The organism is Streptomyces sp. CNS606 (assembly GCF_000426325.1).
In genome coordinates, this window is sequence record NZ_AUFD01000015.1 from 71,590 (window position 1) to 95,810 (window position 24,221).

The 24,221-nt window shown below is 72.9% G+C and carries 23 protein-coding genes and 1 tRNA gene; 9 read left to right on the top strand and 15 right to left on the bottom strand.

The window, feature by feature from the left end:
- Positions 1-6: 6 nt before the first annotated feature.
- Complete coding sequence (locus K304_RS0112400) at positions 7-600, top strand: TIGR03086 family metal-binding protein (protein ID WP_027764017.1); 594 nt, start codon at positions 7-9, stop codon at positions 598-600.
- Positions 601-644: 44 nt separating this feature from the next.
- On the opposite strand, the gene K304_RS0112405 is transcribed toward K304_RS0112400, so the two are convergent.
- A complete protein-coding gene (locus tag K304_RS0112405; RefSeq protein WP_051308379.1) occupies positions 645-1,517 on the bottom strand; it encodes a MurR/RpiR family transcriptional regulator in 873 nt (290 codons plus the stop codon).
- Between the two features lie 124 nt (positions 1,518-1,641).
- Between K304_RS0112405 and K304_RS0112410 the strand changes: the two genes are divergently transcribed.
- Complete coding sequence (locus K304_RS0112410; RefSeq protein WP_027764019.1) at positions 1,642-2,079, top strand: hypothetical protein; 438 nt, start codon at positions 1,642-1,644, stop codon at positions 2,077-2,079.
- An 89-nt stretch (positions 2,080-2,168) separates the two neighbouring features.
- Here K304_RS0112410 and K304_RS0112415 read toward each other — a convergent pair whose 3' ends face one another.
- A complete protein-coding gene (locus K304_RS0112415) occupies positions 2,169-3,554 on the bottom strand; it encodes a cystathionine beta-synthase (protein WP_027764020.1) in 1,386 nt (461 codons plus the stop codon).
- 246 nt (positions 3,555-3,800) lie between these two features.
- Between K304_RS0112415 and K304_RS0112420 the strand changes: the two genes are divergently transcribed.
- The 3 genes from K304_RS0112420 to K304_RS0112430 all read left to right on the top strand — a co-directional run bounded on the left by K304_RS0112420 (position 3,801) and on the right by K304_RS0112430 (position 7,698).
- Positions 3,801-4,874, top strand: a complete 1,074-nt coding sequence (locus tag K304_RS0112420; RefSeq protein ID WP_027764021.1) for an SGNH/GDSL hydrolase family protein — start codon at positions 3,801-3,803, stop codon at positions 4,872-4,874.
- Between the two features lie 246 nt (positions 4,875-5,120).
- Positions 5,121-6,341 (top strand): acetyl-CoA C-acetyltransferase, encoded by a 1,221-nt coding sequence (locus K304_RS0112425; protein WP_027764022.1) that lies wholly within the window; start codon positions 5,121-5,123, stop codon positions 6,339-6,341.
- A gap of 322 nt (positions 6,342-6,663) precedes the next feature.
- Positions 6,664-7,698, top strand: a complete 1,035-nt coding sequence (locus K304_RS0112430) for a hypothetical protein (protein WP_027764023.1) — start codon at positions 6,664-6,666, stop codon at positions 7,696-7,698.
- 19 nt (positions 7,699-7,717) lie between these two features.
- Here K304_RS0112430 and K304_RS0112435 read toward each other — a convergent pair whose 3' ends face one another.
- Positions 7,718-8,032, bottom strand: a complete 315-nt coding sequence (locus K304_RS0112435; protein ID WP_027764024.1) for a hypothetical protein — start codon at positions 8,030-8,032, stop codon at positions 7,718-7,720.
- 130 nt (positions 8,033-8,162) lie between these two features.
- On the opposite strand from K304_RS0112435, the gene K304_RS0112440 reads away from it, so the two are divergent.
- Entirely contained in the window at positions 8,163-8,390 is a 228-nt protein-coding gene (locus tag K304_RS0112440) for a DUF4287 domain-containing protein (RefSeq protein WP_027764025.1), read from the top strand.
- Positions 8,391-8,502: 112 nt separating this feature from the next.
- Here the strand turns inward: K304_RS0112440 and K304_RS0112445 are convergent, their stop codons facing one another.
- The gene (locus tag K304_RS0112445; RefSeq protein WP_027764026.1) at positions 8,503-9,372 is read right to left on the bottom strand and encodes a Bax inhibitor-1/YccA family protein; all 870 of its coding nucleotides are present in this window, start codon (positions 9,370-9,372) and stop codon (positions 8,503-8,505) included.
- A 238-nt stretch (positions 9,373-9,610) separates the two neighbouring features.
- On the opposite strand from K304_RS0112445, the gene K304_RS28675 reads away from it, so the two are divergent.
- A complete protein-coding gene (locus tag K304_RS28675; RefSeq protein ID WP_037790159.1) occupies positions 9,611-10,375 on the top strand; it encodes a GvpL/GvpF family gas vesicle protein in 765 nt (254 codons plus the stop codon).
- 20 nt (positions 10,376-10,395) lie between these two features.
- Here K304_RS28675 and K304_RS0112455 read toward each other — a convergent pair whose 3' ends face one another.
- The 5 genes from K304_RS0112455 to K304_RS0112475 form a co-directional block, all read right to left on the bottom strand.
- Positions 10,396-10,866, bottom strand: coding sequence for a hypothetical protein (locus tag K304_RS0112455; protein WP_027764027.1), 471 nt, complete (start codon positions 10,864-10,866; stop codon positions 10,396-10,398).
- Positions 10,867-10,949: 83 nt separating this feature from the next.
- Positions 10,950-11,471, bottom strand: a complete 522-nt coding sequence (locus tag K304_RS28680; protein ID WP_037790160.1) for a hypothetical protein — start codon at positions 11,469-11,471, stop codon at positions 10,950-10,952.
- A gap of 211 nt (positions 11,472-11,682) precedes the next feature.
- Positions 11,683-12,192, bottom strand: a complete 510-nt coding sequence (locus tag K304_RS0112465; protein WP_051308381.1) for a M23 family metallopeptidase — start codon at positions 12,190-12,192, stop codon at positions 11,683-11,685.
- Between the two features lie 154 nt (positions 12,193-12,346).
- Positions 12,347-12,916 (bottom strand): hypothetical protein, encoded by a 570-nt coding sequence (locus K304_RS28685; RefSeq protein WP_051308384.1) that lies wholly within the window; start codon positions 12,914-12,916, stop codon positions 12,347-12,349.
- A 541-nt stretch (positions 12,917-13,457) separates the two neighbouring features.
- Positions 13,458-13,543 (bottom strand) — tRNA-Leu (locus tag K304_RS0112475).
- A 428-nt stretch (positions 13,544-13,971) separates the two neighbouring features.
- Here K304_RS0112475 and K304_RS0112480 point away from each other — a divergent pair.
- Positions 13,972-14,751 (top strand): ABC transporter ATP-binding protein, encoded by a 780-nt coding sequence (locus K304_RS0112480; protein ID WP_027764029.1) that lies wholly within the window; start codon positions 13,972-13,974, stop codon positions 14,749-14,751.
- A gap of 124 nt (positions 14,752-14,875) precedes the next feature.
- Positions 14,876-17,413, top strand: a complete 2,538-nt coding sequence (locus K304_RS0112485; protein ID WP_027764030.1) for an ABC transporter permease — start codon at positions 14,876-14,878, stop codon at positions 17,411-17,413.
- Positions 17,414-17,513: 100 nt separating this feature from the next.
- Here K304_RS0112485 and K304_RS0112490 read toward each other — a convergent pair whose 3' ends face one another.
- The 6 genes from K304_RS0112490 to K304_RS28700 all read right to left on the bottom strand — a co-directional run bounded on the left by K304_RS0112490 (position 17,514) and on the right by K304_RS28700 (position 24,218).
- Entirely contained in the window at positions 17,514-18,830 is a 1,317-nt protein-coding gene (locus K304_RS0112490) for an SAM-dependent methyltransferase (protein WP_027764031.1), read from the bottom strand.
- A gap of 173 nt (positions 18,831-19,003) precedes the next feature.
- Positions 19,004-20,404, bottom strand: a complete 1,401-nt coding sequence (locus tag K304_RS0112495; RefSeq protein ID WP_027764032.1) for an NAD(P)/FAD-dependent oxidoreductase — start codon at positions 20,402-20,404, stop codon at positions 19,004-19,006.
- A 520-nt stretch (positions 20,405-20,924) separates the two neighbouring features.
- Complete coding sequence (locus K304_RS28690; protein WP_051308386.1) at positions 20,925-21,698, bottom strand: endonuclease/exonuclease/phosphatase family protein; 774 nt, start codon at positions 21,696-21,698, stop codon at positions 20,925-20,927.
- Positions 21,699-22,034: 336 nt separating this feature from the next.
- A complete protein-coding gene (locus tag K304_RS0112505; RefSeq protein ID WP_027764033.1) occupies positions 22,035-22,976 on the bottom strand; it encodes a Ppx/GppA phosphatase family protein in 942 nt (313 codons plus the stop codon).
- Entirely contained in the window at positions 22,973-23,551 is a 579-nt protein-coding gene (locus tag K304_RS28695; protein WP_051308395.1) for a DUF501 domain-containing protein, read from the bottom strand. The genes K304_RS0112505 and K304_RS28695 overlap by 4 nt, the downstream gene beginning before the upstream one ends.
- Before the next feature lie 139 nt (positions 23,552-23,690).
- Positions 23,691-24,218, bottom strand: a complete 528-nt coding sequence (locus K304_RS28700) for a septum formation initiator family protein (RefSeq protein ID WP_051308388.1) — start codon at positions 24,216-24,218, stop codon at positions 23,691-23,693.
- Between the last annotated feature and the right edge of the window lie 3 nt (positions 24,219-24,221).

Consider the following 24,221-nt stretch of genomic DNA (forward strand, 5'->3'; position numbering starts at 1 on the left):
CCGGTCATGGCCGGGCGGGGAGAGGAGACGGAGAGCGCGGAACTGCTGGAGCGGGCCGTCGGGTACGCGCTGTGCAGCGTGCGCCAGGTGACCCCGGCGCTGCTGTCCCGGCCGACGCCCTGCCGCGGCTGGGACCTGGCCGCGCTGCTGCGCCACGCGAACGACTCGCTGGCCGCGCTGCACGAGGGCACCGCTGCGGGACGCGTGGGTCTGCTGCCGGCCGCCGAGGCGTGCGGCGACCCGGTGGCGGCGTTCCGTCTGCACGCCTCCCGGCTGCTGAGCGCCTGCGCGGCGCGCGCGCCGGCGCGGGGGCGGCGCGGGCAGGCGGTGGTCACGGTGGACGGGTGGCCGCTGGAGAGCACCGCCCTCGCGGCGGCGGGCGCGCTGGAGGTCGCCGTGCACGGCTGGGACATCGGCCGTGCGACCGGACTGCCGCGCCCGATACCGCCCGCCCTGGCGGCCGCGCTGCTGCGCGCGGCCCGCGGGCTGGTCCCGGAACCGGCCGAACGGTACCCGCTGTTCGCCCTGCCGGTGGCGGTTCCGGCGCGGGCGGACCCGGGCGACCGGCTGGTGGCGTTCCTGGGGCGCGATCCGCACTGACCTCGCGGGGCGGCCGCCCCAGGGGGCGCGGGGCGGCGGCGGGCTCAGTCGAGGAAGAGCCCGCGCGCCGCCGCGCGGGCGTCGAACTCCTCCAGGCGCGCCTGCGCGTCGGGCAGGCCGTCGCACATCGCCTCCAGCAGCACCCGGCCCAGCAGCATCGGCGCGCAGGCGGTGTCGAAGGCCAGCCCGGTGCCGACGGCGGCGGGCAGCAGCAGGTCGTCCGGGCCGGCGACGGGGGCGAACGCACTGTCCGCGACGGTGACGACGCGCAACCCGGCGCCCCGCGCCTGCTCCAGCGCGTCCGCCAGTTCCCGCGGGTGGCGCGGCAGGGCGAAGCACAGCAGCACGTTCGCCCCGGCGCGTGCCGCCGCCTCCAACCGGTCGGACAGCATCGAGCCGCTCTCGTCCAGCAACCGCACGTCCGGATGGACCTTGGCGGCGAAGTACGCGAAGCCGCGCGCCTGCGCGGAGGCGGCGCGCAGCCCGAGGACCGGCAGCGTGGGCGAGGCGGCGAGCAGCCGTCCCGCCCGCTCGACCGGCTCCGGATCGGCCAGCAGTTCGGCGAGGTGCCGGAGGTTGTCGATCTCCGCCCGCACGGCCTGCTGGTACGCGTTCGGCGGCGCGGACTCGCCCTCCCCGGGGGACGGCGCGGTGGCCGGCACCTCCCGCAGGTGGCGGCGCAGGGCGGGGTAGCCGTCGAAGCCGAGAGCCACCGCGAACCGGGTCACCGACGGCTGGCTGACGCCCGCCAGCTCGGCCAGCTCCACGCTGGACAGGAACGGCGCGTCGGCCGCGCGCCGCACCATGCAGTGCGCGATCCGGCGCTGCGTCGGAGTGAGCCGCCGCCCCTCGAAGAGCTGCTGCAGCCGCCCGCCCGCCGGGACGCCGTTCCCCGCAGCCCCCTGGTCACCATTCATCACCTGACGACTCTGCATGACTCTATGCAGACCGGGCAAGCGGGGGCGCGTCCCCCGCCCGAATGGGGGGCTGGCCCCACTGTGCGGCGCCCGCGCGCTCCGTACCGTGAACGCCATGGAGAGCATGGGCGGCAGCGGCGGTGAGCTGCGGAAGGACCTCGACGCGACCTTGCAGACACGCAAGGAACTGGGTCCCGAATACGAGGACGAGCTCGTGGAGAGCTTCCTGGAGAAGCTGGACGGCGCGGTGGAACGCCGCGTGCGGCGCCAGCTCGCGGAACGGCAGATGGAGATCGCCCGCGGCCACGGAGCGGGGGTGCGCGGCGGGGCGCTGTCCTCGGCGTCCCCCGCCTACCCCGACGGTCTGGGTCCACGGCTGTGGCTCGCCGTCACCTCCCTGGTGCTGGCGGTCCCCCTCTCGGCCATCGCCGTCGTCAACGCCGGCCTGGCCGGACTCCTCGTGTGCTGGACCGGCGTCGTCGCGGTCAACGCCGTCCAGGCGGCGCGCGACGTCTTCGGCCGCCGCGGCTCCCGCGACGCGGACGCCGACGACTGGGGCTGACGGACCGCGCTCGGCACCGGCCCGCGCGGGCCGGTGCACGGCCCGCGGAGTTCGAGGGCCGCCCCCGGCTGCGGGGGCGGCCCGCAGTGCTACTTGTCGCGCGCCAGGAACGCCAGCAGGTCCTGCCGGCTCAGGACGCCCGTCGGCTTCCCGTCCGCCAGGACGAGCGACGCGTCCGCGCCCTCCAGCACCGCCATCAGGTCCCCGACGCTCTCCCCGGAGCCCACCTGGGGCAGCGGCGGGCTCATGTGCTTCTCCAGCGGTTCGCCCAGCGACGCCCGCTGTGCGAACAGCGCGTCCAGCAGTTCCCGCTCCACGACCGAGCCGACGACCTCGGCGGCCATCACGTCCGGGTGGCCGGCGCCCGGCTTGACCACCGGCATCTGCGAGACGCCGTACTCGCGCAGCACCTCGATCGCCTCACCGACGGTCTCCTCCGGGTGCATGTGGACGAGTGACGGGATGGGCCCCTCCTTGAAGCGCAGCACGTCGCCGACGCGCCCCGCGGCGGACTCGCCCTCCTCCAGGAAGCCGTAGTCGTTCATCCACTCGTCGTTGAAGATCTTGCTGAGGTAGCCGCGGCCGCCGTCCGGCAGCAGCACCACCACGACGTCGTCCTCCCCGAGCCGTTCGGCGACCCGCAGCGCGGCCACGACGGCCATGCCGCACGAGCCGCCGACCAGCAGGCCCTCCTCGCGGGCGAGGCGGCGCGTCATCTGGAAGGAGTCCTTGTCGGAGACGGCGACGATCTCGTCCGCGACCTCACGGTCGTAGGCGTCCGGCCAGAAGTCCTCGCCGACGCCCTCCACCAGGTAGGGGCGCCCGGAACCGCCGCTGTAGACCGACCCCTCCGGGTCGGCGCCGACGACGCGGATCTTCCCCTCGCTGGCGTCCTTGAGGTAGCGCCCGGTGCCCGAGATCGTGCCGCCCGTGCCGATACCGGTCACGAAGTGCGTGATCCGCCCGTCGGTCTGCTTCCACAGCTCCGGGCCGGTGGTCTCGTAGTGCGACCGCGGGTTGTCCGTGTTGCTGTACTGGTCCGGCTTCCAGGCGCCGGGCGTCTCGCGCACCAGCCGGTCGGACACGTTGTAGTACGAGTCGGGGTGCTCGGGGTCCACCGCCGTCGGGCACACGACCACCTCGGCGCCGTACGCGCGCAACACGTTGATCTTGTCCAGCGACACCTTGTCCGGGCAGACGAAGATGCAGCGGTAGCCCTTCTGCTGGGCCACGATCGCCAGGCCCACGCCGGTGTTGCCCGAGGTGGGCTCGACGATCACCCCGCCGGGCTGCAGGGCGCCGCTGCGCTCCGCCGCCTCGATCATGCGCACGGCGATGCGGTCCTTCACCGAGCCGCCGGGGTTGAAGTACTCGACCTTCGCCAGCACGGTCGCCCGCAGGCCCTTCGTGACGCTGTTCAGCTTGAGCAGCGGGGTGTTGCCGACAAGATCGATCATCGACTCGTGATACTGCACCTGTTCTCCACGCCTCTCGGGGGTTGACCCTTGTCAGGTTTTCGGGGGGTTCGCCCCCAGGTGAATCCAGCGGTTGCCGCCACCTCTCTACCCGTGTCGACACCCTATTGCGCACCACGCGCACGCCCGGGGCGCGTATCACGGAGGGCTACGCGGGGCAACACAGTGTTGAGGAAGGAAGCTCGGCGGAACTGAACGCACCGCCCGCTCGTCACGTATCGAAACACTGGGAGGCGGACCACCACCATGCCGATGTCGAAGGCGGCGACCGCCAGAGTGGCGCGCCGGATCGCAACCGCTGCCGCGTACGGCAGCGGGGGCCTCGGGCTGATCGGGGGCGCGGCCGTAGGTCTGCTGTTCACCGAGGCCCAGATCGCCAAACGCCGGGTGGGCGGCTCCGACGACTCGCCACCCGTGGCGGACGGCCTCTACGGAGGAGCGTACGCCGCCCGGCACCGGACCCGCGGGCTCGGCGGTCTCGCGGCACTCGACGACCCGTACGTCCGTCCGCTCCGGCTGGCCATGCTCGGCGACTCCACGGCCGCCGGCCAGGGCGTGCACCGCCCCCGGCAGACACCCGGCGCGCTCCTGGCCTCCGCACTGGCGGCCGTCGCCGAACGGCCGGTCGAGTTCCGGAACGTCGCGCTGCCCGGCGCACAGTCCGACGACCTGGAACGCCAGGTCACCATGCTGCTCGGCCAACGCGACGGGGCACCCGACGTGTGCGTGGTGATGATCGGCGCCAACGACGTCACGCACCGGATGCCGCCCGCACGGTCCGTGCGCCTGCTCTCCGACGCGGTCGCCCGGCTGCGCACCGCGGGCTGCGAGGTCGTCGTGGGCACCTGCCCCGACCTCGGCACGATCGAGCCCGTCGCTCAGCCGCTGCGCTGGATCGCACGGCGGCTGAGTCGTCAGCTCGCCGCCGCGCAGACCATCGCGGTGGTGGAGGAGGGCGGCCGCACGGTCTCCCTGGGCGAGCTGCTGGGGCCGGAGTTCCAGGCCAACCCCCGGGAGCTGTTCAGCCCCGACAACTACCACCCCTCGGCGGAGGGGTACGCGACCGCCGCGATGGCGATACTGCCGACGGTGTGCGCGACGCTGGGCCTGTGGCCGACGGAGGAGGAACGGCCCGACGCGCGCCGCCGCGAGGGCATCCTGCCGGTGGCCCGCGCGGCCGCGGAGGCCGCGGCCGAGGGCGGCACGGAGGTCGCCTCCGTGCGCGGACCGTGGGCCCTCCTCAAGCACCGCCGCCGGCGGCGCCTGCCTCCCGCGGAGGACCGCGAACCGGCCCGCCCCGCCGACGCCGACGCGCGCTGACGCACGCGTCCGGCCCACGCGGCGGCGCCTCCCCGAGCCCGGCCGGCCCCCGGGGGCGGACAGGACCGGGCGGGGGCGGCTCCCACCGCACCCGCGGACGGGAGACCTCGGCAGGCACCCGGAGGGGAAAGCGTACGCTTAGGAAAGAGGTCCGCGTCACACCGCGGGAGCCGTGACCCGCTCCCTACGTGCGGGTAGCTTCACGTGACAGACCCGCCCGTCCGCGCCGCCCCGAGGGAGCCCGTGATGCCCGAAGCCGTGATCGTCTCCGCCGCCCGTTCACCGATCGGCCGTGCCGTCAAGGGCTCGCTGAAGGACGTGCGCCCGGACGACCTGACCGCGGACATCGTCAAGGCCGCCCTGGCGAAGGTTCCACAGCTGGACCCGACGCAGATCGACGACCTGATGCTCGGCTGCGGTCTCCCCGGCGGCGAGCAGGGCCACAACCTGGGCCGCGTGGTGGCCGTGCAGCTCGGCATGGACCACCTTCCGGGCTGCACCGTCACCCGCTACTGCTCGTCCTCGCTGCAGACGACCCGGATGGCGATGCACGCCATCAAGGCCGGCGAGGGCGACGTGTTCGTGTCGGCCGGCGTCGAGACCGTGTCGCGGTTCGCGAACGGTTCGTCGGACGGCATGCCCGGCACCCACAACCCGCTGTTCGCTGACGCGGAGGCCCGTACGGCGGACCGGGCGGAGAACGGCGCCGACGCGTGGACCGACCCGCGCCAGGACGGGAAGGTCCCCGACATCTACGTCGCGATGGGCCAGACCGCCGAGAACCTCGCCCGGCACAAGGGCATCTCGCGGCGCGAGATGGACGAGTTCGGCGTGCGGTCGCAGAACCTCGCGGAGAAGGCCCTCGCCGACGGCTTCTGGGAGCGCGAGATCACTCCCGTCACGCTGCCGGACGGCACCGTCGTGGCGAAGGACGACGGTCCGCGCGCGGGCGTGACACTGGAGGGCGTGCAAGGACTGAAGCCGGTGTTCCGCCCCGACGGACGGGTCACCGCCGGAAACTGCTGCGCCCTCAACGACGGCGCCGCCGCACTGGTGATCATGTCGGACACCAAGGCCCGGGAGCTGGGCGTCACGCCGCTTGCCCGCGTGGTGTCGACGGGCGTGTCCGGGCTGTCGCCGGAGATCATGGGCCTCGGCCCCGTGGAGGCGTCGAAGCAGGCCCTCGCGCGGGCCGGGATGACGATCGGCGACATCGACCTGGTCGAGATCAACGAGGCGTTCGCCGCGCAGGTCATCCCGTCCTACCAGGACCTCGGCATCGACCTGGACCGGCTGAACGTCAACGGCGGCGCCATCGCCGTCGGCCACCCGTTCGGCATGACGGGCGCCCGCATCACCGGCACGCTCCTCAACTCCCTCCAGTGGCACGACAAGCAGTTCGGCCTGGAGACCATGTGCGTCGGCGGCGGTCAGGGCATGGCGATGGTGCTGGAACGGCTCAGCTGAGCGCTTTCCCGATCACACCGGCCGAACGAGCGAGAATTTGAGCCGAGCGTCACCTGCCGGTCACTTTCGGCAGGGAAATGCAATCGAACAGATCGGAATTGTTGCCCGTCTCACTTTCTCCGTCCGGACGAGTTCGAAGCGCCCTCAGGATGTGATATATCCCCTGGGGGCGCTGCGTTCTTCCTGGTCACGAACGTAGATCCCGGACCGTCGTGCATTTCCATCTGTCCCATTGATGGCGCTTTGCACTACGGTCGTGCAAGTCTTACCGAGAAACTGCGGTAGGAATTCGGGAGACCGAAACGGAACCGGGAGTACCTCAGTGAGCGCCATATCCCTCATCCTGCTGGCGGCCGCGGGCCTGGCCATCGCGCTGGGCGGCGCCGCCCTCCTCCTGCTGCGCGGCCTGCACCGCGAACTCGCCGACCTGGGCGGCCGCCTGGACGCGGCGGTCGCGGCCCGCGCCACCGCGGACACCGCCACGGCGGCCGTGTCTGCCATGTCGGTGCCGGCGGCCCGCCCCGCGCCGGCCGACGAGATCCGCACCGCGGTGGCCCAGGCGCTCGCCGAGGAGCGGGAGCGGGAGCTGGCCGAGGCGCGCGCCTTCTGGGCCGCGCAGGAGACCCGGGACGGCGAGGCGTCGCTCCTCGCCGGGCACGGCACCGAGTACGAGGTCTCCCCGGAGGCGGACCGCGCCCTCCTGGAGGCCCTGCTCGACGGGCGCCTCGACGGCTCCGAGGGCCTCACGGACCGCGACGGTGACCTGTTCGTGCCCCGCCAGGCCGACCCGGGCGACGGCCTCACCGACGACCGGACCGACGACCGAGGGGGCCCCTTCGACGCCACTCTCGCCGGTGCCCTGGACGACTACCCGGGCCTCACCGACCTCGGCGCGTACGACGACCCGTACCCGTTCGCCGCGGACACCGACGACGCGGGCGCCGACGCCGCCGAACTGGCGGCCGCCCGCCGCCGCCACCCCTCGCACCCGGACTTCACCCTCTCCGGCGAGCCCGTCGGCCCCTCCCCGGTCCCCGCCGCCGGCACGCCGACGCTCGCCGAGCACGAGCGGACCGTGCGCCGCCTGACCGAGCTCGCCGACGCCCGTACGCCGCTGCTGGACGTCCGGCCCGGCCCGCTCGGCACCCTGGACATCTACGCGTTCGAGGACGGCACCACCGTCTGCATGTCCCCCGGGCACCGGGAGACGGCCGAGCAGCTCGCCGACGCGCTGGACGCGGGTCTCACCCCGCTGCTGCTGGGCGGCTCCAGCGTCTCCGGCGCGTACTCGCTGACGTTCGAGATCGGCGACGACCGGATCTACCTGCTCGCCGACCGCGTCATCGCCTCGCTGTAGCCGGGACGCGCCGCTCCGGTCACAGCTTCGCCCTCACCTCGGCGACCAGCCGCAGCACCTCCTCGAGCTGCTCCGGCGTACCGGAGTCGGCCAGCGCCACCGCCAGGTCGTGGCCCGCGACGGAGAGCTGGTCGCCCGCCGCGAACGGGCCCGCCTCCGGCAGCGGCCGGGGGTCCCGGCCCGGGAACTCCAGCAGCTGGGCGCGGCGCGCCAGCTCCGCGGCCAGACCGTGCGCCTCGGCCGCCGCGCCGCGCAGCAGCGCACTCTGCGGCATCGCCCGCAGCCGGTCCGCGAGAAGGTCCACCTCGTCGGTCAAGGGCGTCACATCCAGCACGCCGCCACCCTACGCGTCACCGGACGAGCAACCGTGCGCCCCCGATCCACGGAGCCGGACGGTTGCCAATACCCCCGCGCTCAGGCACCGTGGCGGGAAGGACTCCAAGCGGCAGCATCCGGAGGCGCCGATGTCCCAGACCTTCTCCGCCGAGACCCATCAGAACCTGCTCTCCCGCATTCCGCAGTGCACCGGTCGCGAGATCTCCGAGTGGATCCGCACCGTCGACGAAGGGCCGTCCCTCTTCCGCTTCGAGGAAAAGGTGAGCTGGCTCCGCGGGGAGCACAACCTCACCTACGGCTACGCCAAGGCGATCGTCCACGAGTACGACCTGAGGCGCGCCGCGCGCCACCTGTGACCACGCCCTCCGGAAGGGCACCGAATCCCGGAACGGACAGACGGAAGGGCCCGCGAGGCGTTCGCCTCGCGGGCCCTTCCCACGTCTGGTCCGGCCGCCGTGGGCCGCCGGGTCAGTCGCTGTTGAGGATGGACAGGAGCCGCAGGAACTCCAGGTAGATCCAGACCAGGGTCAGGGTCAGACCGAATGCGGCCAGCCACGACTCCTCGCGCGGCGCCCCGTAGGCGATGCCGTCCTCGACCTGCTTGAAGTCCAGGGCGAGGAAGCAGGCGCCGAGCACCACGCCGAGGACGCCGAACAGGATGCCGAGACCGCCGGAGCGGAACCCGAGGCCGTCGCCGCCCGCGAAGACGGCGAACAGCAGGTTGACGCCCATCAGCAGGATGAAGCCGATCGCGGCCGCCATCACGAACTTGTAGAAGCGCCGGGTCACGCGGATGATCCGCTGCTTGTACATGAACAGCACCGCGGCGAAGACCGCCATGGTGCCCAGCACCGCCTGCATCGCCACGCCGTTGCCGACATAACTGTTGAGGTAGTTGCTGATCGCGCCCAGGAACACGCCCTCGAAGGCCGCGTAGCCCAGGATCAGCGCGGGCGAGGCCTTGCGCTTGAAGATCTGCACGAACGCCAGGACCATCGCGATCAGCGCCGCGGCGATGGCGACCCCGAGGCTGACGTTCAGGATCCACGCGGCGGCGGCCGTGACGATGACCGTGCCCAGGGTGATGCCGGTACGGGCGACGACGTCGTCGATCGTCATCCGGCCGGTCTGCGCCGGTGCGGCCGGCGGGGCGCCCTGCGGGTACGGCTGGCCCGGCGCAGCGGTCTGCTGCGCGTAGGGGTTGGTCGCGTACGGGTTGTTCGCCGCCGGACCGGCCGCGTACGGGTTCCCGGCCTGCTGCTGGCCGGCGAAACCGGTGGCGGCACCGCCGTCTCGGCTGAGTCCCCGTCGCGAGAAGACCGGGTTGCTGCTCCTCATCTCACTCCTCCATGACCGCACGGCGCGGCCTTGCCTCCAGAGTAATGCCTGGGCAAAAACAGCACGCTAGTGCAGCGGTGAGAACGAGCGGAAGGCCCGTGATTGTTCCGAGACCACGAGTGACCTTTTCCGTTGACCCGCATGGTCCAGCAGAAGGCGCGGCCCAGGCCCCCGCGTTCCCACAATGGTGCCCATGGCAGTGCAGCGTGAACGTCGACGCGTGCGGGAGGACTGAACCGTGGACGGGACGGGCCTCTACCTGTACGGCGTGGTGCGTCCCGGCCGCCGCCTGCCGGCCGCGCTGTGCGGTGTGGGCTCGCCGCCCGGGGAGTTGCGGCTGGTCACCGCACGGTCGACCGCCGCCGTGGTCAGCGACGCGCCCGCCGGGCTCCGCGCCCGGCGCCGTGACCTGCCGGCCCACCGGGACCTGCTGCTGGCGCTCGCCTCCGGCGGGCGACCGGTGCTGCCGATGGGCTTCGGCAGCGTCGCCCCGGACGAGCAGACGGTCCGCGAACGACTCGCCGCCGCCGAGCCGTGGCATCTGGAGTCGCTGGAGCGCGTGGCCGGCCGGGTCGAGCTGAACGTCAAGGCGGCCGTCTCCGATGACGGCCCGGAAGCGCTGATGCGCGAGGACCCGCAGGTGCGGAGGCTGCGGGACGAACTGCACCGGGACCCCGGCTACGAGGCGAGCATCCGGCTGGGCGAGACGGTGGCGGCCGGTCTGGACCGCCGGGCGCGGCACGCGGCACGCCGGGTGATGGACGACCTGGCGGCGCTGGCCGTGGCGTCGGCCGAGGGGCCGGCGGCGCCCGACTCCGTACGCAGCACCTCGTTCCTGGTCGACGCCAAGCGGCAGGACGCGTTCCGTGCCGCCGCCGAACGCCTGACGGCCCGGCACCGGGACGCCCTGGTGCTCCGGGTCAGCGGCCCGCTGCCCTGCTACAGCTTCGTCACGCGGGAGACGGCCGACCCCGCCTCCCGTACCGCGACCCGGGCCGGCTGAACCGGGGAGGGGCCCGGCGCTCAGACGTGGATCGCGAGCTTGAACTGCGCGTGGAGCAGGCGCCGGGGCCGGTCGTCGTTGTGCGCCACCTTCAGGCCCAGCGGGGTGTCGGGATGCACGAAGATCGCATGGGTCTTGGTGAAGCACTGCATCCCGGGCGACGGCCGCCGGTGATCGGTGCCGGTGGAGTCCTCCCCGCCCGCCAGGCCGAGCGGGTCGCGCACGAAGCGGTCCCGCAGCTCGGTGTAGTCGCCGGCCTCCCAGTGGATGTTCGCGACCAGATCGCCCCAGCCGTCGGCCGCGGGCCAGATCAGCCCGGACCGCTCGTCCGGGTACGTGGACCCGTCGCCGTCCGGCTGCCGGGTCTGGTGCATCCCGTGCCGGTCGTACGACTCCCGGCTTCCGTAGGGAAAGCGCACCAGCCGGTATCCGCCCGGCTCGATCATCTGACCGTTCCCGTGCACGTACAACGAGCAGACCAGTACCGCCATGCCGCCTCCCGGCTTCGGACCGACGCCCCGTACACAGCTTTCCCCTTCACCGGGCCGCGGACTCGCCCCGGACGCACGGTGCTTCAGCTCGACGCGCCGACGAGGGAGAGGGCTCCGAGCATGAGGAGGACGACCAGGAAGGGCGCCAGGGCGGCGAGGGCCAGGCGCAGGTCGGCGGACCGGCGGCGGGGCGGGAGGAGCCAGGAGGCGACGAGCAGGGCGGCGGGCAGCAGCAGTCCCCACTGGTAGACGGCGTGGGCGAGTTCGAGGGAGTCGTGGAAGCGGGCGGCCTCCGCGTCGCCGCACGAGGCGCAGCCCATCGAGGCGATCGCCAGGACGATGAAGCAGATGTAGGCCAGCGGGAACGTCACCACGGTGGCGAGGACGCGGCCGAGGAGCGCGTCCCCGCGCGACTGCGGGCTTCGGGCCGCCTGCGCGGCTCCGCCGGCCTCGCCGGCCTCGCCGGGCGGAACGGTCGCGTCGGACGAGCCGGCGTCGGGGGACGTCGTGGGCTCGACGGACGAAGAGTAGTCGGACGAGCCGGCGTCGGGAGACGAGGCGTCGTCGGCTGCGGTGGCGGGCGCTGCGTCACGGGTCGTCGTCATGTCCCCCAGTCCACCGCGGCGCCCCCGTCGGCACATGAGTACGCGTGCTCAGTGTGCCGCTGTGTGTACCCAGGCTCCCGGCGGCCGGTCCTCACCGCCCGGCCGGGCGCGGCGACGTGCCGAAGCCGCTGCGGTGTGCCGTGACGCGGCGGGACGCGGGGCGGCGCCGTGCGTGCGCGGCGCCGCCCCTCGGACGGGATGCGTCAGCCCACTAGCAGGGGAAGGCGACTCCCCGGGCGGCCATGTAGTCGTGCGGGTTGTCGCCGAACCCGAAGCCGCCGTCGAGGTGCACCTCGAAGTGGAGGTGCGGCCCGGTGGACTGGCCCTCGCTGCCCATGGAGGCGATCCGCTGGCCGGAGGCGACCGTGTCGCCGACGGCGACGAAGCGCTCGTACATGTGGCCGTACTCGGTCACCGAGCCGTCCGCGTGGCGAATGCGGATCCACTGGCCGTAGCCGCTGGCCGTGCCGGAGTGCGTCACGGTGCCGGCGTCCGCCGCGTAGAGGGGCGTACCGCGGGTGTTGGCGATGTCGAGGCCGTCATGACCGCTGTGGTAGTCCTGGCTGATGACGCCGGCGGCGGGGCAGGCGCCGGTGAAGGCGGGGCCGTGGGGCTGCGCGACCGCCGGTGCGGCGGTGAGCGCGGTCAGCAGTGCGCCGCCGGCCAGCGCCACGGCGGCCGTGCTGCGGGCGGTTCGGATTCCGCGGGGAAACAGGGGCATGTGCTCTCCTCGGGCATGATCGTGGGGGGCGCCGTCCCGTTCGAGCAGCGCCGGGACGGCGGAAGATCGTGCACACGACGAGCCGCGAACGCGGGGAGCCGCGGCCCTCCCCCGGTCGGGAGAGGACCCCGGCGCCCGCGGCGGCGCTCGCCGGTCAGGTGGCCGCAGCCTCGGCGATCAGCTGATGGGCGATGCCCTCGGCCTGGTCGTAGCGCTCGGGGTACGCGGAGCGCTGGACGCTCTGGGCGAGCTGACCGGCGGTGTAGCCCGGGTTGTTCGCGTCGTTGGGTATGGCCTGGTCCAGGAACGCGTTGGTGGCGTGGACCGGGTCCATGCACTGCTCGGGGGTTCCCCAGCCCTGGCTCGGGCGCTGCTGGAAGACACCCAGCGAGTCACGGTCGCCGCAGTTCAGGTTGTGCATGTGCGACTCGACCCAGCCCGCCTCGAAGGCGGCGAGCATGACCTTCGGGGTCACGGCCCGCTGGGTGGCGATGTCATGGACGACGTTGATGATCGCCGGGTCGTGGGTGGGGGGAACGGTGCAGGCCGCGTCGAGGATCTCGGCGTTCGCCCGGGTGTCACCGGCGCGCGGCGCCGGGGGGACGTCCGAGCCCGCGGCCGAGGCGGTGGCGGAGAAGCCGGTGAGGACCAGGACGCCGGCGGCGAGGCCGACGGCGCTGCGGGAGAGGAGACGGCCTCTGCCGCTCTTCGCGAAGCGTGTCATGAGGTTGTGGCCTTCCATGTGGGGGGTCGGGAACGCGCGTAGAACGAGCGGTCCCGTGGAAAAGGCGTGCACACCTGCTGCTCACGACCGGGGTACCTGTGGGGGGAACGCAGACCGTGGGCAAGCAATTTCGAAAAGGGAACGTACAAGCCGGTCAATGGGCCGTCAACAGGTGCACGGAAACCGGCCTCGACGCATACGAGGGGCGCGAACAAGCCTGCTGGGGCGCGCTTTTGCCCGGGGCGAGCACCACCGCACCACAGCGGATCGCCGGGAACCGCGCCCGTTTCAGTGGTGGCACCACTGGCGCTTTGTGCGCGCAAACGTCGCTCTCCGGATTGCGCACAGGAAAGGGACGTCGCAAAGTGACACGACGTTGCTTTCACGCGCGTGCACGTCCTGTATTCCGACGGCCGCCCCGCGGCGGTCGGCACCCGTCACGCTTGACGCACCGGACGCACCGGACGCACCGGACGGTGGGACGGAGCGACGGGAACGGGGCCTCGTCGAGGGCATGGGGCGTGGGGGCGGGGAAGGGGGGTGGTGCCCGGAGCCGGACTTGAACCGGCACGACCCTGAGGGCCAACGAGGTTTAAGCTCGTCGTGTCTGCATTCCACCATCCGGGCACTGGCTCCACGCCCGCACCCCGCTCGGAGCTGGCACAACGCCGGAGCGTGAGCGACGGCCCACGCGGGGTACGGAGAGAGACTATCCAGGACCGCGCCCGAACTGGGGATCGCGTCCTCGAAGTTGTCTTATTTTAAGGCTACCTGACGACACGTCAGAGCAGGTCGGAGGGCCTTCCCCGCTCTGCCTCGCGGCAGCGGAAGCGGACGGGAATTGACGCAAACCGTCCGGTCTGCACAACCGCCCGGAAGGCGCCCGCACCGGACCGCGTCTCAGGGGCGCCGTCCTCCCCAGGTAGGAGCAGGGCTGCCGGGAGTACCTCCCAAGGCTCCCCCGGAAACCGGTTCCCGGACGGATCCCGGCGCGGGGAACGGCCGGGACGATGGACACGTCATCCGGTAGTACACCCCGACAGGAGCGCAGCCTCGTGACCACCACCTTCACCGGCGCCCCCGCCGCCGCCACCGCGCAGACCGGCGTCGCCGCCGCCCGTGCCACGGACCTGTCCAAGGTCTACGGACAGGGCGAGACCAAGGTGGTGGCCCTGGACAGCGTCTCCGTCGAGTTCCGGCAGGCGCAGTTCACCGCGATCATGGGCCCCTCCGGCTCCGGCAAGTCGACGCTGATGCACTGCATGGCCGGGCTCGACTCGGTGACCAGCGGCAGCGCCCGCATCGGCGACACCGAACTCACCACGCTCAAGGACAAGAAGCTCACCCGGCTGCGCCGGGACCGCGTCGGCTTCATCTTCCAGGCGTTCAACCTGCTCCCGACGCTGAACGCGATGGAGAACATCACCCTTCCGATGGACATCGCCGGCACCCGGCCCGACCGGCAGTGGCTGGACCGCGTGGTGGACACCGTCGGCCTCGCCGACCGGCTCAAGCACCGGCCCAACCAGCTCTCCGGCGGCCAGCAGCAGCGCGTCGCCGTCGCCCGCGCGCTGGCCTCCAAGCCGGAGATCATCTTCGGCGACGAGCCGACCGGCAACCTGGACTCCCGCTCCGGCGCGGAGGTCCTCGGCTTCCTGCGCAACTCCGTGCGCGAGCTGGGCCGGACCGTCGTCATGGTCACCCACGACCCGGTCGCCGCGGCGTACGCCGACCGCGTCGTCTTCCTCGCCGACGGCCGCATCGTCGACGACATCACCGGCCCCACCGCCGACTCGGTGCTGGACCGTATGAAGTCCCTCGACCCCCGCACATGAGCCAGGGGGTGCCAGACACCCCTCAGGCCGTTCACCGGACCGCGTCCGGCCGGCGGCGAGCCCACCCGAGACCCCACAGCTTCCGTCCCGCGCCCGCCGCGGGACGCTCACCCAGGACTCACACATGTTCCGAACAGCCCTGCGCAACGTGCTCGCGCACAAGGGCCGGCTGCTGATGACCGTGCTCGCCGTCATGCTCGGCGTGGCCTTCGTCTCCGGCACCCTGGTCTTCACGTCCACCGTCTCCGAGGCGTTCCAGAAGAGTTCCGAGAAGGGCTACGGCCACGTCGACGTGGCCGTCGAGCCCGGCGACGGCGAAGACGCGAAGGACGCGGCGCCCGGCCCGCCCCCGAACCTCACCCAGCAGACCCTGGACGAGGCGGAGAAGCTGCCCGGTGCCGCGTCGGCGACCGGCGTCGTCTCCGGCTTCACCGCGGTCGCCGACAAGAACGGCGACCTGGTCGGGGACGGCTGGGGCACCCGGGGCGCGAACTACTACGCCGGCCCGGACGGCGCGGACCCGCGCTACCCGATGCGTGACGGCCGGGCCCCGGAGCAGCGCGGCGAGATCGCCCTCGACGCCCGCACCGCCGAACGCACCGGCTACCGGGTCGGTGACACCGCCCGGATGTCCGTGAGCGGCCCGGTGCGTGAGGAGAAGGTCGTCGGCGTCTTCACCACCGACGACGGCAACGTCGCCGCAGGCGGCACCCTGGTGCTCTTCGACAACGCCACCGCGCAGCAGCTGTTCGCGAAGCCCGGCGAATACACCGAGATCCAGCTGAAGGCCGCCGCCGGCACCTCGCAGCAGGAGCTGAAGAAGCAGGCCGTCGGCATCCTGCCCGAGCGGGCCGAGGCCGTCACCGGGCAGAAGCTCGCCGACGAGCAGTCGAAGATGATCGAAGAGCAGATGTCGGGCATGCAGACGACCATGCTCGCCTTCGCCGGCATCTCCCTCTTCGTCGGCGTCTTCATCATCGCCAACACCTTCACCATGCTCGTCGCCCAGCGCACCCGCGAGCTGGCGCTGCTGCGCGCGGTCGGCGCCAGCCGCCGCCAGGTGACCCGTTCGGTGCTGGTCGAGGCCGTCAGCGTGGGCCTGGTCGCGGCCGTCGCCGGGCTCGGCGCGGGCATCGGCATCGCGGTCGGCCTGCGGGCCCTCGTCGGCCGGCTCGGCGCCATGCCCGACGGTCCGCTGATCGTCACCCCGACGACCGGCGCCGCGGCCCTGGTGGTCGGCGTCCTCGTCACCGTGCTCGCCGCCTGGCTGCCCGCGCGGCGTGCGGCGAAGATCCCGCCGGTCGCCGCCATGGGCAGCGTGCACGCCCCGGCCACCACGCGCTCGCTGGTGCTGCGCAACACGCTCGGCGCGCTGCTCGCCGGCGGGGGCGCCGCGCTGGTGCTGTACGCGACGGGCATGGACGACGGCAAGGTCCCGATGGGTGCGGGCGCAGCACTGCTGCTGGTCGGCGTCTTCGTTCTGACGCCGCTGCTGTCCCGGCCGCTGATCGCCACCGCCGCCCCGGTGCTGCGGCTGTTCAAGGTGAGCGGCAGGCTCGCCCGGCAGAACGCGGTGCGCAACCCGCGCCGGACCGCCGCCACCGCGTCCGCGCTGATGATCGGCCTGACGCTGATCACCGGGCTGACCGTCGTCGCCGGGGGCGTGCAGCAGGCCATCGGGAAGATGGCCGCCGACTCGCTCAAGGCCGACTACCAGGTCTCCATGGCGAACTTCTCGCCGCTCTCCCCCGACGTGGAGAAGAAGCTCTCCGCGCTGGACGAGGTCGAGGCCAGCTCGCCGCTGCGCAACTCCGCCTCCCGTATCGACGGCGAGACCGAGTACCTGACCGGCGTCGACGGCGCGTCCATCGACCGGCTGCTGACGCTCGACTTCACGCAGGGCTCCTGGGCCGGCGTCGCCGACGGGGACAAGGTCGTCGTCGACACCACCACCGCGCGGCAGCACGACTGGAAGCTCGGCTCCGACTTCCGCGTCACCTACGCCGACGGCAAGCGGGGCACGCTCACCGTCAGCGGCCTGTACGAGAGCAACCAGCTCGTCCGCGGCATCATGCTGGACACCGGCACCCTCACCCCGCACATGGCCAAGGTGACGGACATGCAGGTGATGGTGAAGACCCGGGACGGCGCGAGCGCCCAGGTGAAGGACGCGCTGGAGAAGGCCCTCGGGAACAATCCGGCCGTCCTCGTCCAGGACCAGCAGGACATCTCCGAGGACATCGCGAAGATGATCAGCCTGCTGCTGAACATCCTCTACGGCCTGCTGGCCATGGCCGTCGTCGTGGCCGTGCTGGGCGTCGTGAACACCCTGGCGATGTCGGTCTTCGAACGCGGGCAGGAGATCGGCATGCTGCGCGCGATCGGCCTCGACCGGCGCGGCGTGAAGCGGATGGTGCGGCTGGAGTCGCTGGTGATCTCGCTGTTCGGCGGGGTGCTGGGCATCGGCCTCGGTGTCTTCCTCGGCTGGGCCGTCGGCGAGCTGATCGCCGCGGCGGGCCTGACGACGTACGCGCTGGTGCTGCCCTGGGACCGGCTGGCCGTGTTCCTGGGGCTGGCGGCGCTGGTCGGGGTCCTGGCGGCACTGTGGCCCGCGCGGCGCGCCGCACGGCTCAACATGCTGGCGGCCATCAAGACCGAATGACCCCCTCCCCTCCCCGACCGCGGGGCGGCACCCCTCCGGGGGTGCCGCCCCGCAGTGCGCGGTGCGGTACTCCCGCGCGCCTTCCCCGCGCCGGGAGGGGTCAGCCGCCCCAGAGGCGGGGGCGGAGGGGGAGGCGCGAGTCCCCGTCGGGCGTGGTCCGGACGGCCAGCACCTGGTTGACGCCGATGCGGTTGCGCTCGAAGGCCAGCGCCGACGCGGCCATGTAGAGGCGCCACACGCGCGCCCGCCCGGGCGACACGAGCCGCAGGGCGTCCGCCCAGCCCCGCTCCAGATTCCGCACCCACGCGCGCAGCGTCAGCGCGTAGTGCTCCCGCAGCACGTCGACGTCCCGCACCTCCAGGCCCGCCTCCTCCAGCAGCGCCACCGTGCGGCCGAGCGGCGCGAGCTCCCCGTCGGGGAAGACGTACGCGTCGATGAAGTCGTCCACGGCGTACGCCGCCTCGTCCGCGACCGGGCGCCGCGCGATCTGGTGGTTGAGCAGCCGCCCGCCGGGCCGCAGCAGCCGGTGCAGCACCTCGGCGTACTCGCGGTAGCGCTCCGCGCCGACGTGCTCGGCCATGCCGATTGAGGCGATGGCGTCGTACGGACCGTCGGGGATCTCGCGGTAGTCCTGCACGCGGATCTCGACGCGGTCGGTCAGGCCCTCCTCGGCGATCCGCTTCCGCGCGTGACCGGCCTGCTCGCGGGAGAGGGTGACGCCGACGACGTCCACGCCGTGCGCGCGGGCGGCGTGCAGGGCCAGCGAGCCCCAGCCGCAGCCGACGTCGAGGAGGCGCATCCCGGGGCGCAGGCCGAGCTTGCGGCAGATCAGGTCGAGCTTGGCCCGCTGGGCGTCTTCGAGGGTCCCGCCGGGCTCCCAGTAGGCGCACGAGTAGACCATCGACGGGCCGAGCACCAGCGCGTAGAAGTCGTTGCCGACGTCGTAGTGGTGGCTGACGGCCACGCGGTCGCGGCGGCGGGTGTGCCGCAGGCCGCCGCGGCCGCGGGCCTCCTCCGGCGGGGGCGGCGGCGCGGGCCACGGCCCGGCCAGCGCGACCAGCTCGCGGGCGGCGGCCCGTACGGCGGGGTCCCGCGCGAGGGCGAGCAGGCCGCGGCGGGAAGCACCCTCGCCGCTTTCGCCGGAGTCGCCGCTCTCCCAGAGGAAGCCGGCGATCAGGTCGAGCAGCGCGTACAGATCGCCGTCGACGTCGATCTCGCCGGCCACCCAGGCGCGGGCCAGGCCGAGTTCACCGGGCCGCCACAGCAGTCGGCGCAGGGCGCGGCGGTGACGGATCACCAGGGCGGGCGCCCCGGGCGGACCGGCCTCGCTGCCGTCCCAGGCGCGCAGGCGCACGGGGAGCGGAGTTCCCAGGACTCTTCCGGCGAGTGCGTGCAGCCGCGGTGCGGCACCGGCCATGGCACACCTCCGAGGGGAGAAGCGACGACTCGAGAGCGACGACTCCTCCCATAACACACCGGAGTCGTCCGGTATGCCCACCGTTTCCGGGAATCACCGGCACGCGGTACGCCGAAGGGGCGTGAGCCCCACGGATGGCTCACGCCCCTTCGGCGTACGGGTGGTGACGAGAATCAGCCGGCGTTGGCCTTCTCCTTGGCGGCCCCGGCCTTGACGGCGGACTCGGTCCTCGCGGCGGACGCGGCGGCGGTGACCGGCGCGGCGGCCTCGTAGAACTCCTCGCGCGGCTTCTCCATCGCGCCCAGCGAGACGACCTCGCGCTTGAGGAACATGCCGAGCGTCCAGTCGGCGAACACCCGGATCTTGCGGTTCCAGGTCGGCACCGCCAGGCCGTGGTAGCCGCGGTGCATGTACCAGGCGAGGCGGCCGCGCAGCTTGATGCGCAGCTTGCCCAGGACGACCATGGCGACGCCCTTGTGCAGGCCGAGACCGGCGACGGCGCCCTTGTTGGCGTGCTTGTAGTCGCTCTGCGGGAAGCCGCGCATCCCGGAGATGACGTTGTCGCCGAGCACCCTGGCCTGCCGCAGCGCGTGCTGGGCGTTCGGCGGGCACCACGCGCCCTCGCCGGCGGCGAGGTCGGGGATCTGGGCGTTGTCGCCGGCGGCCCAGATGTAGTCGGTGCCCTGCACCTGGAGGGAGGGGCGGGTGTCGACGTGGCCGCGCGGACCGAGCGGCAGGCCGAAGCGCTTCAGGGCCGGGTTCGGCTTGACGCCCGCGGTCCACACGATGGTGTTGGAGTCGACCTCGAGGCCGTTGGAGAGCACCACGTGGCCGTCGATGCAGGACTCCATGGAGGTCTTGAGGTAGACCTCGACACCGCGGTCCTGGAGGTGCTCCTTGCCCCACTCGCCGAGCTTGGGCCCGACCTCGGGGAGGATCTTGTCGGCGACGTCGACGAGCACGAAGCGCATGTCCTCGCGCTTGACGTTCGGGTAGTAGCCGGCGGCGTCGCGGGCCATGTCCTCGACCTCGCCGATGGTCTCCGCGCCGGCGAAGCCGCCGCCGACGAAGACGAAGGTGAGTGCACGGCGGCGGACGTCCTCGTCCTGGGTGGAGTCGGCCTTGTCGAGCTGCTCCAGCACGTGGTTGCGCAGGCCGATGGCCTCCTCGACGCCCTTCATGCCGATGCCGTTCTCGGCCAGGCCGGGGATCGGGAAGGTGCGGGAGACGGCGCCGAGGGCGACGACCAGGTAGTCGAAGGGCAGCTCGTACGCCTCGCCGACCAGCGGGGAGACGGTGGCGACCTTGCGGTCCTGGTCGATGGTGGTGACGCGACCGGTCAGCACCTCCGCCTTGGGCAGTACCCGCCGCAGCGGGACCACGACGTGGCGCGGGGAGATGGACCCGGCGGCCGCTTCGGGGAGGAAGGGCTGGTAGGTCATGTACGACCGGGGGTCGACGACGGTGACGGTGGCCTCGCCGTACCGCATCTTCTTGAGGATGCGGCGAGCCGCGTACAAGCCGACGTACCCGCCACCCACTACGAGGATTCGAGGACGCTCCGTGGTGCTCATGCCATCGAGTATCCAGCACCCGTGAGGGGGGTGCTCGTGAGGGCCTTCACAAGCATCCCGGGTACTTCTGTTACCATGCGCGACCCGTGCCCGCCGGGCGCGCGCACGAGGGGTGTACCACCGGGCCTCACGGCCCTTCCGTCACGGCTGTGAGCTGCGGCGACGAAAGATGTCACGAGTGGACCGGTGACGTCGACGCCGCTCTCCGCGGCCGTCCCGCACGGGCGCCGGGCGGGCCCGCGGAGCACCCTGCGGCGTCGTGCGGGTGCTTATCCGGCCTTCACATCGCCGTTGCGCGGGCGATCGGGGACTTTTCCTTGTGAAGAAGTTCACGAAGTTCGTCGCGCCCGGTCCCCACACGGGCCGCGAAGACCCTCCGCAGGCCGCTCACCAGGGCGCAGTCGCGCTCCGACGGGCTCCGGGCTCCAGGCTCCAGGCTCCAGGCGACGAACGGCCCACGCGGGCGCTCCCCCGGCGTGGGCCGCTGTCGGGTCACGTCACGAACAGCCCCCGGAAACGGTCAGAAGGTCGCGGTGAAGCGGTACGCGTGGTGGTCGGAACCGGACTTCGGGAGACGCTTCACCTTGGAGTTGCGCACCGAACCGGTGGCGTACGCCTGGTCGATCGGCACGCCCTTCACGCCCTCGACGCGGATGTAGTCGACGTTGGCCGGCAGCTTCAGCGCCTTGTGCCGGTTGAAGTCACCGACCAGGAAGATCGGCAGCTTGGGGTGCCTCTCGTGCAGGTTCCTGACCGACGTGCGGAGCTTCTCCGCGTGCTGCAGCCAGCGTGCCTGGCGGTTCGGGTGCTTGTGCCAGGCGCCGGAGATGAAGTGCGTGTTCATCGCGATCAGCCGCTTGCCCGTCTTCCGGTGCTTCAGGACGGCCCAGACGACGTAGCGGTTCGGCGTCACCTTGGCCTCGCCCTTGTGCGTCAGCTTGGCGTAGCCCTTGACGAACTCGAACGTGTCCTTGCGCCAGGAGATCGGCACCGCCCGCGCCGCCTTCTTGTCCGGCAGGAAGTGACGGTATGCGCCGAGCTTGTTCTTGAGCCGCTCCCGGTCCTGGGGGTCGTTCACCTCCTGCCAGCCGATGACGTCGGCGAACGGCTTGTACTCGGCGTTGCCGCGCAGCACGTTGTGCGTGCCGACCGTGAGGGTGACGGCGGCCTTCGTCCCGGACGCCGCACCGGCCTCCTGGGACGGCGCGGCGTGGGCGGACACGGTGGAGAGCACGACCAGGGAGGCCATCGGGATCGCCACCGAGGCGACCAGCGTCTTCCTGCGCTGTTTCACGGGTAACTCCTCGCTGCTGAACGGTCTGTGCGGGCGACACTCCGCTCATGACCCCGAGCCACGGGCAACGCGTCGGCCGGCGCATCGTTGCCTCCCGGTGAGCGGCGCATGACCGGTACGCGGCCACTCCTGCACGCTGACCGACCACAAGTACCGGCCGGAGATACAACTGGCCTACAAACCCGCGCAGTCCGCGTTCACGACGAGCCGTGTCCGACGCCGGAGGCCGACGACCTGACCGTTCCGGGAAAGCGGAACAGCGCCCCCGGCGGATGACCGCCGAAGGCGCTGTTCCGTCCAGCACAGCCGCTCAGGGCCGCCGCTCAGGGCCGCCGCTCAGGGCCGCCGATCGGGTGCGGCGCAACTGTGCGCGATGCCGTCGAGGATGTCGTGCTCGCTGACGACGACCTCCTCGGCACCCGTCCGCTCCATGACCGTGCGCAGCACCAGCGCCCCGGCCGCGATCACGTCCACCCGCCCCGGATGCATCACCGGGACCGCGGCCCGCTCGTCGTGCGTCGCGGCCAGCAACCAGGCCGTGACGTCGTCGACCTGACCACGGGTCACCCGGGCGTGATGGATCGCGGCGGAGTCGTACGCGTCGAGTTCCAGCACCATGCCCGCGACGGTGGTGACCGTCCCGGCCAGCCCGACGAGCGTGCGCGCCTCGTCCAGCGGCACGACCTCCGCGGCCTGATCGAGCGCGGCGTCGACGTCCGCACGGACGGCGGCGATCTGGTCGGCGGTGGCCGGGCCGCGCAGCCCGTGCCGTTCCGTGAGCCGGACGCAGCCGACGTCCACGGAGCGGGAGGCGCGCACCCGGTCGTCGCCGAGCACGAACTCGGTGGAGCCCCCGCCGATGTCCACCACGAGGTACGGGCGCGGGTGCGCGGAGCCGGCCAGCTCGCGGGTGGCGCCGGTGAAGGAGAACTCCGCCTCCTGCTCGCCGCTGATCACCTCGGGCTCCACGCCGAGGAGGTCCACCACGCCGCGCACGAAGTCGTCCCGGTTCTCCGCGTCCCGGGAAGCGGACGTGGCCACGAAACGCACCCGCTCGGCGCCCAGCGCGCGGACCCGGCCGGCGTAGTCGCGGCAGGCGGCGAGAGTGCGTTCCAGCGCCTCCGGCGCCAGCCGCCCCGTGCGGTCCACGCCCTGCCCGAGCCGCACGATCTCCATGCGGCGGTCCAGTTCCTTCAGCTCGCCCGTCTCCGGGTGCAGGTCGGCGACCAGCAGCCGGATCGAGTTGGTGCCGCAGTCCACGGCCGCGACGCGCGTCATCGGGCGTCCTTCTCTCCGTCGTCCTCCAGGCCGTCCGCGGCGCCGTCCGCCGGTTCTCCGCCGCACGGCGCGACGCACGGGCCCTTGCGCCACCACTCCGGCAGCATCGCGAGGGCCTCGTCGCCCAGCGGGTTCACCCCCGGCCCGGCGGCGAGGGAGTGCGCGACGAGCACGTGCAGGCATTTCACCCGGTCCGGCATGCCGCCCGCGCTGGGGAAGCCCTCCAGCACCTCGACGGCGTCCCGCCGGGCCAGGTAGTCCTCGTGCGCGGCCCGGTAGGCGGCGGCCAGCTCCTCGTCCTCGTTGAGGCGGGCCGTCATCTCCTTCATCACGCCGTCGGCCTCCAGCGTGCCGATCGCCGAGGCGGCACGGGGGCAGGTCAGGTAGTACGTGGTCGGGAACGGCGTACCGTCCTCCAGCCGCGGCGCGGTCTCGACGACGTCGGGCAGGCCGCACGGGCAGCGGTGCGCGATGGCGCGCAGGCCGCGCGGAGGGCGGCCGAGCTGTTCCCGGAACGCGGCGACGTCCGCGTCGGTGGGGGGCGTGGAATCGGTCTGGGGCGGAGGGGTGTCCATCGCGGGGGTGTTCTCTTCGCTGCCGGTGTCGGGTGTGCGGGCGTTCCGTGCCGTCACGCGGCGCGGCGGTCCGGCCGGCCGCGCGCGAGGGCGGGGTACGCGGGAGAGCTTACGGGCCGGTCGGGGGGCGGCGGGGCGTCTACCGGGAGCCGGCCTCGTTGCGGCCGGCGGCGTCCCGTGGGGCGTCGTCACGGTCGGCTGTGTCCGCTGCGTCGGCGGCGTCGAGGCCCTCCCACAGGTTGCGGTACCAGGGCCGGTCGGAGGCGTCGCCCTGCGGGCGCCGTTCGTCCTCGGCGCCGCGCTCCATCAGGTAGCCGGTCTCGCCGGGGCGCAGCATGTGCAGCCGCTCGCGGGCGCGCTGCTCGACGAACGCCGGGTCCTGCCAGCGCGCTTTGAGCCGCCGCAGGTCCTCCACGCGCTCCTGGCGCCGTTCGACCTCCTGGCGCAGCTCGTCGATCTCGGACTGCTGGGCGATGTACTGCCGCAGCGGATAGGCGAGGGCCACGACCAGCGAGCACAGGACGAGTGCGAGCAGGGCCGCGCGGCCGGTGAGGCGGCTGCGGCGCGGGGCGCGTACCCGGCGGCTCTGGGCCCGGTAGACGCGCTCTGCGGCCTGGGAGCCGAGTGCCCGGAGTCTCGCGGTGGTCGAGAAGCGGTCCGCAGGCACGTT

What these genes read in the sequence shown, in the direction of transcription:
- K304_RS0112405 (WP_051308379.1), bottom strand. Translation starts at nt 1,517, where the DNA reads ATGAATGGTGACCAGGGGGCTGCGGGGAACGGCGTCCCGGCGGGCGGG.
- K304_RS0112495 (WP_027764032.1), bottom strand. Translation starts at nt 20,404, where the DNA reads ATGAGCACCACGGAGCGTCCTCGAATCCTCGTAGTGGGTGGCGGGTAC.
- K304_RS28695 (WP_051308395.1), bottom strand. Translation starts at nt 23,551, where the DNA reads ATGGACACCCCTCCGCCCCAGACCGATTCCACGCCCCCCACCGACGCG.
- K304_RS0112400 (WP_027764017.1), top strand. Translation starts at nt 7, where the DNA reads ATGGCCGGGCGGGGAGAGGAGACGGAGAGCGCGGAACTGCTGGAGCGG.
- K304_RS0112455 (WP_027764027.1), bottom strand. Translation starts at nt 10,866, where the DNA reads ATGGCGGTACTGGTCTGCTCGTTGTACGTGCACGGGAACGGTCAGATG.
- K304_RS0112490 (WP_027764031.1), bottom strand. Translation starts at nt 18,830, where the DNA reads ATGGCCGGTGCCGCACCGCGGCTGCACGCACTCGCCGGAAGAGTCCTG.
- K304_RS0112440 (WP_027764025.1), top strand. Translation starts at nt 8,163, where the DNA reads ATGTCCCAGACCTTCTCCGCCGAGACCCATCAGAACCTGCTCTCCCGC.
- K304_RS0112505 (WP_027764033.1), bottom strand. Translation starts at nt 22,976, where the DNA reads ATGACGCGCGTCGCGGCCGTGGACTGCGGCACCAACTCGATCCGGCTG.
- K304_RS0112445 (WP_027764026.1), bottom strand. Translation starts at nt 9,372, where the DNA reads ATGAGGAGCAGCAACCCGGTCTTCTCGCGACGGGGACTCAGCCGAGAC.
- K304_RS28685 (WP_051308384.1), bottom strand. Translation starts at nt 12,916, where the DNA reads ATGACACGCTTCGCGAAGAGCGGCAGAGGCCGTCTCCTCTCCCGCAGC.
- K304_RS0112425 (WP_027764022.1), top strand. Translation starts at nt 5,121, where the DNA reads ATGCCCGAAGCCGTGATCGTCTCCGCCGCCCGTTCACCGATCGGCCGT.
- K304_RS28680 (WP_037790160.1), bottom strand. Translation starts at nt 11,471, where the DNA reads ATGACGACGACCCGTGACGCAGCGCCCGCCACCGCAGCCGACGACGCC.
- K304_RS0112465 (WP_051308381.1), bottom strand. Translation starts at nt 12,192, where the DNA reads ATGCCCCTGTTTCCCCGCGGAATCCGAACCGCCCGCAGCACGGCCGCC.
- K304_RS0112410 (WP_027764019.1), top strand. Translation starts at nt 1,642, where the DNA reads ATGGGCGGCAGCGGCGGTGAGCTGCGGAAGGACCTCGACGCGACCTTG.
- K304_RS0112485 (WP_027764030.1), top strand. Translation starts at nt 14,876, where the DNA reads ATGTTCCGAACAGCCCTGCGCAACGTGCTCGCGCACAAGGGCCGGCTG.
- K304_RS0112420 (WP_027764021.1), top strand. Translation starts at nt 3,801, where the DNA reads ATGCCGATGTCGAAGGCGGCGACCGCCAGAGTGGCGCGCCGGATCGCA.